7 protein-coding genes and 1 pseudogene are annotated in these 7,340 nt (G+C 73.2%); 4 read left to right on the forward strand and 4 right to left on the reverse strand.

Annotated features, from left to right (window positions below):
• Positions 1 to 321 precede the first annotated feature (321 nt).
• Entirely contained in the window at positions 322 to 912 is a 591-nt protein-coding gene (locus tag AB0K82_RS37680; RefSeq protein WP_345363984.1) for a DUF5998 family protein, read from the forward strand.
• A complete protein-coding gene (locus tag AB0K82_RS37685; RefSeq protein ID WP_364406404.1) occupies positions 909 to 2,021 on the forward strand; it encodes a nucleotide pyrophosphatase/phosphodiesterase family protein in 1,113 nt (370 codons plus the stop codon). The genes AB0K82_RS37680 and AB0K82_RS37685 overlap by 4 nt, the downstream gene beginning before the upstream one ends.
• A 51-nt stretch (positions 2,022 to 2,072) precedes the next feature.
• Here the strand turns inward: AB0K82_RS37685 and AB0K82_RS37690 are convergent.
• Positions 2,073 to 3,252: pseudogene (locus AB0K82_RS37690) on the reverse strand (RNA-guided endonuclease TnpB family protein); the annotation flags it as partial.
• Positions 3,253 to 3,461: 209 nt separating this feature from the next.
• Between AB0K82_RS37690 and AB0K82_RS37695 the strand changes: the two are divergent.
• Positions 3,462 to 4,295 (forward strand): sulfurtransferase, encoded by an 834-nt coding sequence (locus AB0K82_RS37695; RefSeq protein ID WP_364406407.1) that lies wholly within the window; start codon positions 3,462 to 3,464, stop codon positions 4,293 to 4,295.
• Positions 4,296 to 4,356: 61 nt separating this feature from the next.
• Here the strand turns inward: AB0K82_RS37695 and AB0K82_RS37700 are convergent, their stop codons facing one another.
• Positions 4,357 to 4,722 carry a DUF2203 domain-containing protein gene (locus AB0K82_RS37700; protein WP_345363990.1) on the reverse strand — a complete coding sequence of 122 codons (366 nt, stop codon included), beginning with the start codon at positions 4,720 to 4,722 and terminating at the stop codon, positions 4,357 to 4,359.
• A 224-nt stretch (positions 4,723 to 4,946) separates the two neighbouring features.
• Positions 4,947 to 5,510 (reverse strand): TetR/AcrR family transcriptional regulator, encoded by a 564-nt coding sequence (locus AB0K82_RS37705; protein ID WP_364406410.1) that lies wholly within the window; start codon positions 5,508 to 5,510, stop codon positions 4,947 to 4,949.
• A gap of 254 nt (positions 5,511 to 5,764) precedes the next feature.
• On the opposite strand from AB0K82_RS37705, the gene AB0K82_RS37710 reads away from it, so the two are divergent.
• A complete protein-coding gene (locus AB0K82_RS37710; protein ID WP_364406413.1) occupies positions 5,765 to 6,118 on the forward strand; it encodes a hypothetical protein in 354 nt (117 codons plus the stop codon).
• A gap of 4 nt (positions 6,119 to 6,122) precedes the next feature.
• On the opposite strand, the gene AB0K82_RS37715 is transcribed toward AB0K82_RS37710, so the two are convergent.
• A partial coding sequence (locus AB0K82_RS37715; protein ID WP_364406416.1) for a CHAT domain-containing protein occupies positions 6,123 to 7,340 on the reverse strand: 1,218 nt, incomplete at its 5' end.

Below are 7,340 nucleotides of genomic sequence, written 5' to 3' on the forward strand. Positions count from 1 at the left end.
ATCGGGCTGGGGTCGGGTTCGGGGATCGGCCGTGGGGTGGGCCGTCCCGGCGGTGGCTCCGGCGGCGGGACCGGCGGCTCGGGAGCCGGTATCGGCGGCTGTGGCGTGGGCGGTTCCGGCTGGGGCGGAGGGGTCGGCGGTCGGGTCATGGTTCCTCCTTCGTCGGAGAAGTGACCAGAGGCGCTGCGCTTCCGATCCGCTCGCTCATGGTTCCTCCTCCATCGGGGAAGCACCTCCACGATTCCCTCGCTCCGCCCGGTCATGCACAGATCGCGACCCGTGGGTGTGCGTGTGACGCCCGGGCAGTGCAGGATGGGAGCCATGAGGGAAACCCGAGCGATGGCTCAGGGGCTGCGCACCGCGATCGAGCGGAGCGGCTACTACCCGGCGCTCGTCGCAGACGCGGTCGAGTCGCTTCTGGGCACTGAGACCGTCATCTCCTACGTCGTCCATCATGAGGCGACGTTCGACCCGGCGATGGAGGTCCGGCGGCACGTCACCGTGCTGGTGCTGTCGCCGACGCGTCTGCTGGTCTGTCACACCGACGAGCACCCGCCGACCGAGTCGGTGCCGCACCCGCACGCCTCCACGACGACGGAGGCGGTGCGCCTGGGCCGGGTCCAGTCGGTCGCGGTGACGCGTGTCGTGCCGGAGCCCGCGTCGTACGTCCCCGGTGTGCCGCCGACCGAGGTGATGCTGACCATCGGCTGGGGCGTGATCGCCCACATCGATCTCGAGCCGGCGTCCTGCGGTGACGAGTCCTGTGAGGCCGACCACGGCTACACCGGCACGCTCACGGCCGACGACCTGTCGCTGCGGGTGAGCGAGGCCGCGGACGGCGCCGACGCCGTCGAGCAGGTTCTCGCGTTCGCGCAGGCGCTGTCGGAGGTCACGTCCGCGCAGGGCCGATGAGACTGCCCGTTCCGGCGTACGGCCGGGAGTCGCTGGCCGATCTGGGGTCCTCCGTGCTGGCCGCACTGGGCGTGCCGGGCGAGGCGAACGTCCTGGGCCTGCCCGACCTGCCGCGCGCCTGTGTGCTCCTGATCGACGGCCTCGGCTGGGAGCTGCTGCGCGCGCACACCGGCGCCGCGCCGTACCTCTCCGCGCTGCCGGGCCGGCCGCTGACCGCCGGCTTCCCGTCGACGACCGCGACCAGCGTCACCTCGCTGGGCACCGGCCGGCCGCCGGGCGGGCACGGCATGTTCGGCTACCAGGTCGCCGTCCCGGGGGAGGGGCGGCTGCACAACTGCCTGCGCTGGAGCGCCGGGATCGACCCGCTGACCTGGCAGCCCGCGCCCACGATCTACGAGCGGGCCGCCGCCGCGGGCGTGGCGACGGGGCACGTCTCGGCGAGCGCCTTCCGGAACAGCGGGCTGACCCGCTCGGCCTACCGCGGGGCGCGGTATCTCCCCGCGGACCTGCTCGGCCTGCTCGTCGCCCGCACCGAGCAGGCCGTCCGCGAGGGCGAGCGCGCCCTGGTCACCGTCTACCACGGTGACCTCGACGCCATCGGGCACATCAACGGGTCACGGTCGGCGGCCTGGCGCCACCACCTGGGCTTCGTCGACCTGCTGGCGCGGCGGCTGGCCGAGGTGATGCCGCCGGACGCCGCCCTGTACGTCACCGCGGACCACGGCATGACCGACCCCGCGGACCGGGTCGACGTCGACGCCGAGGCCGGGTTGCGGCAGGGCGTGGCCCTGCTGGGCGGTGAGGCGCGGGCCCGGCACGTGTACGCCGAGCCCGGGGCCGCCGCCGACGTGCTCGCCGCCTGGCGGGAGCGCCTCGCGGGTCAGGCGTGGGTGCTGTCCCGGGAGGAGGCGATCGACGAGGGCCTGTTCGGGCCGGTCGAGGCGGCCCTGGCCCCGCGCATCGGCGACGTCCTCGCCATCCCGTACGCCGACGTGGCCATCGTCGCGACCGAGGCGGAACCGCTGGAGTCCAGCATCGTCGGCATGCACGGCTCGCTGGTCGCCGCCGAGCAACTTGTTCCGTTGCTGTCCCACGAGGATCCGGGTTGACTTCCTCCCCCTCGTGAACGAGGGGGATTCCTGCGGATCACACCGCAGGGCTTCCTGCTTCAAGGCCGACAGCCCCGACCGGGAAGAGTCCCGGCCGAGGTCTTACCGCAGCTCCACAGGCCGATACCGCCAGCCCGGCGGCCAGAAGATTCTTCGCTGCGTTCACGTCCCGGTCATGGGTCGTGCCGCAGCCACACGTCCAAGTGCGGACGTCCAGCGGCATCGTGTCGGCCACGGTGCCGCAGGCCGAGCACAGTTTGGAGGAGGGGAACCAGCGGTCGACCACGATCACCTGCCGGCCGTACCATTTGGCGTTGTATTCCAGCATGCTGCGGAACTCACTCCATGCGGCGTCGGAGATGGCGCGGGCCAGTGCATGGTTCTTCAGCATGTTCTTGACGGTCAGGTCCTCGATCACGACCACTTGGTTCTCGCGGACGAGTCGAGTGGTGAGCTTGTGCAGACCGTCGCGGCGCCGATCGGTGATCCGGGCGTGGATCCGGGCGACCTTACGCCGGGCCTTGGCCCGGTTGGCCCCATCCCCTTTGGCCTTGCGGGACAGTTCCCGCTGCGCCCGGGCCAAGGCCCGGTCACGGTGTTCGTGCCGGGGGTTGGTGATCTTCTCCCCGGTGGACAGGGTCAGCAGACGCTCCAGCCCGGCATCTGCCCCGACCGCGTCACCGTTCGCAGGCAGCGGCTGGATGCCGGGGTCTTCGCACAGCAGGGAGACGAACCAGCGACCGGCCGCACCCTGGGACACCGTCACCGTCGACGGCCTCGCCCCTTCCGGCAGCGGCCGGGACCAGACGATGTTCAGCGGTTCGGTCATCTTGGCGAGGGTGAGTGCCCCCTCCCGGAACCGGAATCCGCTGGTCGTGTATTCGGCGGACTTGCGAGACTTCTTCTTCGCCTTGAACCGCGGATACCTCGCCCGCTTGGCGAAGAAATTCGCGAACGCCGTCTGCAGATGCCGCAGCGCCTGCTGCAACGGAACGCTGGACACCTCGTTCAAGAATCCCAGGTCCTCGGTCTTCTTCCACGCCGTCAGCATCGCCGAGGTGTCGTTGTAACCGACGCGTTCCCGCCGCGACCGCCACGCCTCGCTGCGGGCCTCCAGCGCAAGGTTGTAGACCTTCCGCACACACCCGAACGTGCGCGACAGCTCCGCTGCCTGCGCATCGGTGGGATGGAAGCGGTACTTGAACGCACGCTTCACACGGGGGATGGTCACAATCAGTGGACTATAGCGTCAGTGCGTAACCACATACGGGTTTTTCGCGACTGGACGCCGGATCGCCGCGACGGCGACCCGACTGATCCTCACCCTGCTCCGCAGGGGCCCGATTCCTGCCCGCCCTGAAGGGTGGGGTCTCCTCGAAGATTCAGATGAACGCCGGGCGGCCTCTCGCAGACGGCGGGATTAACGGTCAGACTGGCGGCGTGCAACCTCTCATCGACGTCCAGTCACTCGTCCGCGAACTCCGTGGTGACGTCGTCCTGCTCGACGTCCGCTGGCGACTCGGCGGTCCGCCCGGCATCGAGGCGTACCGGCGGGGCCACCTGCCGGGAGCGGTCTTCGTCGACCTCGATGCCGACCTCGCGGGGCCGCCCGGCCCGGCGGGTCGGCACCCCCTCCCGGAGCGGCAGGCATTTCAGGACGCGATGCGGCGGGCGGGAGTGCGCGACGACGGCCTCGTCGTGGTCTACGACGACGCGGACTCCACCGCTGCGGCTCGCGCCTGGTGGACCCTCCGCTACTTCGGGCACCAGCGCGTCCGTGTCCTCGACGGCGGCTACCACGCCTGGGTCGAGGCCGGCCGGCCCGTCACCACCGAATCACCGAGGGTGGCGCCGGGGGACTTCACGGCCCGGCCGGGCGGTCTGCCGGCGCTCGACGCGGACGGCGCCGCCGCCCTGGCCAAGGGCGGTGTCCTGCTGGACGCCCGGGCACCGGAGCGGTACCGCGGTGAGGTCGAGCCCGTCGACCCGGTCGCCGGGCACATCCCGGGCGCCGTCAGCGCCCCGACCACGGGGAACGTCGGGGTCGACGGCCGCTTCCTGCCCGCCGGCCTGCTCCGTGAGCGGTTCGCCGAGCTGGGCGCCACGGACGCCGCCGAGATCGGCGCCTACTGCGGCTCCGGGGTGACGGCCGCCCACGAGATCCTCGCGCTGACGGTGGCCGGCGTGCCCGCCGCCCTCTACGTCGGCTCGTGGTCCAACTGGGTCGCCGACGGCACCCGTTCCGTCGAGACCGGCGACCAGCCCGGGTCGTAGCCCTTCCGGCCGGGGTTCCGCGCCCGCGCGGGACCCCGGACCGCGGCCCGGCGCGCCCCGGCTACGTCAGGGGACGCCGCCCGGCGAAGCCGAGGTCGGCACGGTGGTACCAGGTGAGCGCGGACTCGGTCTCCAGCAGGCACAGCCGGATCGACTCCCCGCGCAGGAAGGCGGGGAAGTCCACGAGGACCGGCGTGACGCCCTTCACCTCGATGCCCTGGATGGTGAACCACCCGATCGCCTCGTCGATGCGCGCCTCGTACGCCTTCAGCTCCGGCGTGCCGCCCAGCGGCGACGGCCGGCCCGATCGCAGGTCGAAGGCCAGCTCGGCGAGGTCGGCGCGGGCGGCGACGATCACGTCGATGTGCGCGCGCACCTCGGGAAGCAGCGCTCGAGCCTCCCCGAGCGTGAAGACACGTTCGGTCACGGACCGTACGCTACCGCCGCGAAGCGGCCCTCGCTCGGATCCGCCGCACTGACGGGCGAGCCATCGCCCCGATTTCGGCCCGTCCGCCTCCGACGACGACGGCGAGGCGTGCCGCTTCGCTCGGTGAAAGCCCGGGCTGAGGTCGCGAGATGGGCGATTTGTACCGGAAGGGGAGGCCGGTCGCCGAGCATTCGGTCCGTGGCCGGGGGAGGGCGGAGACGTCCTCAGGGTGCCCGCGGTGGGATGCCGAAGGGCGCGAGTGCGGCGTCGACGTACGCGTGGGTGTCCTCCGGGGAGATGGCGACGCGCCGCAGCGCGGCGGCGCCCAGGAACGCGGAGTAACTCACCATCGCGTAGTGGCGCGCGAGGTCGGGCGGATGTCCCAGCTCGGCGAACGCCGCCTCGATCACGTCGAGCCGCCGGCGGGTGACCCGCGCGGCGACGGCTCGTACGGCGGGCTCGTCGGAGGCGGTCAGCAGCCGCAGCGCGAGATCGCCCGCGCCCGTCGCCGCGAACGCCCCATGGACCAGGCGGCGCAGGCGTTCCGCGGGATCGGGGATCTCGGCCAGCCCGGCCACGACCGCCTCGGTCTGCAGCCGTTCCCAGCGTTCGAGGGCTGCCTCCAGCAGCGCCTGCCGGTTCTCGAACAGCCAGTAGAAGCTCGACTTCGACGCGCCCAGGCGTGCGGCCACCGGTTCGACGGCCACCGCGCTCGGCCCGCCTTCGGCGAGGGCGTCGAGCGCTGCGGCGGCCCAGTCGTCGCGGGTCAGGCGGGCGGTACGCGGCATCGGGTCACCTTGGGAGAGGGCAGTTCTGTACGGCGGCGTACAGAACGACTCCCCTCTCGCAAGGAGCGACCGGATGGACGATCCTGGATCGGCTGGTCCCGAGGTACGACTTCCGCAGCCGGTACACCCGCCGGATCGCGGCGTCCCCGGAGGCCGTCTGGGCGGCGCTCCACGCCGTCACCGCGGCCGAGCTCCCCGTCACCCGGCTGCTGATGGGCGTCCGCTCGGCCGGCCGCAGCCGCATGTCCGGGCCCATGGCAGAGGTCCTGTCCGCGAACGAGCTGGGCCGCCAGGAGGGGCGCGAGGCCGTGGGCGGAATCGTCGCGAAGTTCTGGCGGCTCCGCCCCGCGTACGGCCCGAAGGAGACGACCGATCCCGCCGGGTTCGTCTCCTTCGCCGAGCCCGGTTGGGCCAAGGCCGCGATGGCGTTCCAGCTCAGCCCGGCGGGGGAGGGCACCCTGCTGGCGACCGAGACCCGCATCCGGGCCACGGACGGGACCAGCCGGCGCGCCTTCGGCCGGTACTGGCTGCTCATCCGCGCCGGAAGCGGCCTCATCCGCTTCGAGTTCCTCAACGCGATCGCTCGTCGCGCCGAGAGCACCCGCTGATCCCTTACCGCCGGGACTTCTGGTCGTCCTGACGACCGAAAGTTTCGGCGGCAACGGGAAGCCCCGCTCGGGTGTGGCCCGCGCCGAAGCAGACGAAGCCGAGTGCGGACGAGGGCCGCGGCGCCGCGGCGAGGGCCTCGGCGGGGGACAGGCCCGCGGTGAGGCGCGCGTGAAAGCCGGTCATCAGGTCGCGGGCGGCGGCGTCGCCGACCGGGGACACGGCGGCGACGACCGTCTCCGTGCCGAAGCCGAGGGCGGCGGTGACCATGCCGATGACCGCCTCGCCCGCGTAGATCTCCGCGCGGCCCGCGTCGCAGGCGGACAGCACCAGCAGGCGCGGTGCCCGCTCCAGGTGCTCCAGGTCGTAGGTGAACAACGGCCCGTCGGCCAGGCGAAGGCCGGAGAACAGGGCGTTCCCCGAACGGAAGACTCCGTGCGCGGCGACGTGGGCGACGGAGGCGCCGTCGAGGACCGACCGGGCAGCCTCGGCGGTCGCCGCCGCTCCGGCGCGGACCCGCGCCTCCGGATACCGCGCGCGTACGGCCCCGATCTCCTCGTCCGCGTGCGCGAGGCCCGGACCGGCGATCAACGCCACATGCCCGCCGGGCGAAGACATCCGCATCGCGCGCAACCAGCCCGCGGCGGACGGCACGACGGTGCACGGCCGGCCCCGCAGAGACGGCAACGCGGGCCACGGCAGGCCGTGCAGCGCCCCGACAGGGGCGAGGACCACCGGCCGCTCTCCGACGGACGGCGGTCCGAGCAGCAGGGCGTCGAGGCGGCCGGCGGTGGCCTCGAGCGAGGCGCGCGCCGCCGCGTTCTCCGGATCACGGGCCAGCCGGGAGACGGCGAAGCGCAGCAGCCGCACGTCGTCCCGGACCCGGTCGTACGGGCCCAGCGGCCGGCGGCGGCAGCGCCCGTTCGCCAGGGTCACCGCGACGAGGTCCGCGCCCACGCGGACGTACTCGACGAGCATCCGGTCGCCCAGCGTCTCGGCGAGGGCGGGGACGAGCCAGCCCCACCCGGCGACCGCGTCACGGCTGGACGGCAGGCGGCGGCATCGGGCGCGGACGGCGTCCTCCAGCCGGGCCTGGGCGGTGAGCAGCTCCGGGCGGTCGGGCACCTCGGCGCTCACGCGGCGGAGCTCGGCCAGCAGCCCGGCGAGCCGCCGGTCACGGGGTGGGCGGATGGCCGGCGGCCGGTCGGCGATCGCCCGCGCCCG

The sequence above is a fragment of the Actinoallomurus sp. NPDC052274 genome (genome assembly GCF_040679475.1).
Taxonomy (GTDB): domain Bacteria; phylum Actinomycetota; class Actinomycetes; order Streptosporangiales; family Streptosporangiaceae; genus Actinoallomurus; species Actinoallomurus liliacearum.

Bases quoted from the DNA above. Each gene is read 5' to 3' on its own strand.
- AB0K82_RS37710 (WP_364406413.1), top strand. From the start codon at position 5,765: ATGGCAGAGGTCCTGTCCGCGAACGAGCTGGGCCGCCAGGAGGGGCGC.
- AB0K82_RS37705 (WP_364406410.1), bottom strand. From the start codon at position 5,510: ATGCCGCGTACCGCCCGCCTGACCCGCGACGACTGGGCCGCCGCAGCG.
- AB0K82_RS37685 (WP_364406404.1), top strand. From the start codon at position 909: ATGAGACTGCCCGTTCCGGCGTACGGCCGGGAGTCGCTGGCCGATCTG.
- AB0K82_RS37680 (WP_345363984.1), top strand. From the start codon at position 322: ATGAGGGAAACCCGAGCGATGGCTCAGGGGCTGCGCACCGCGATCGAG.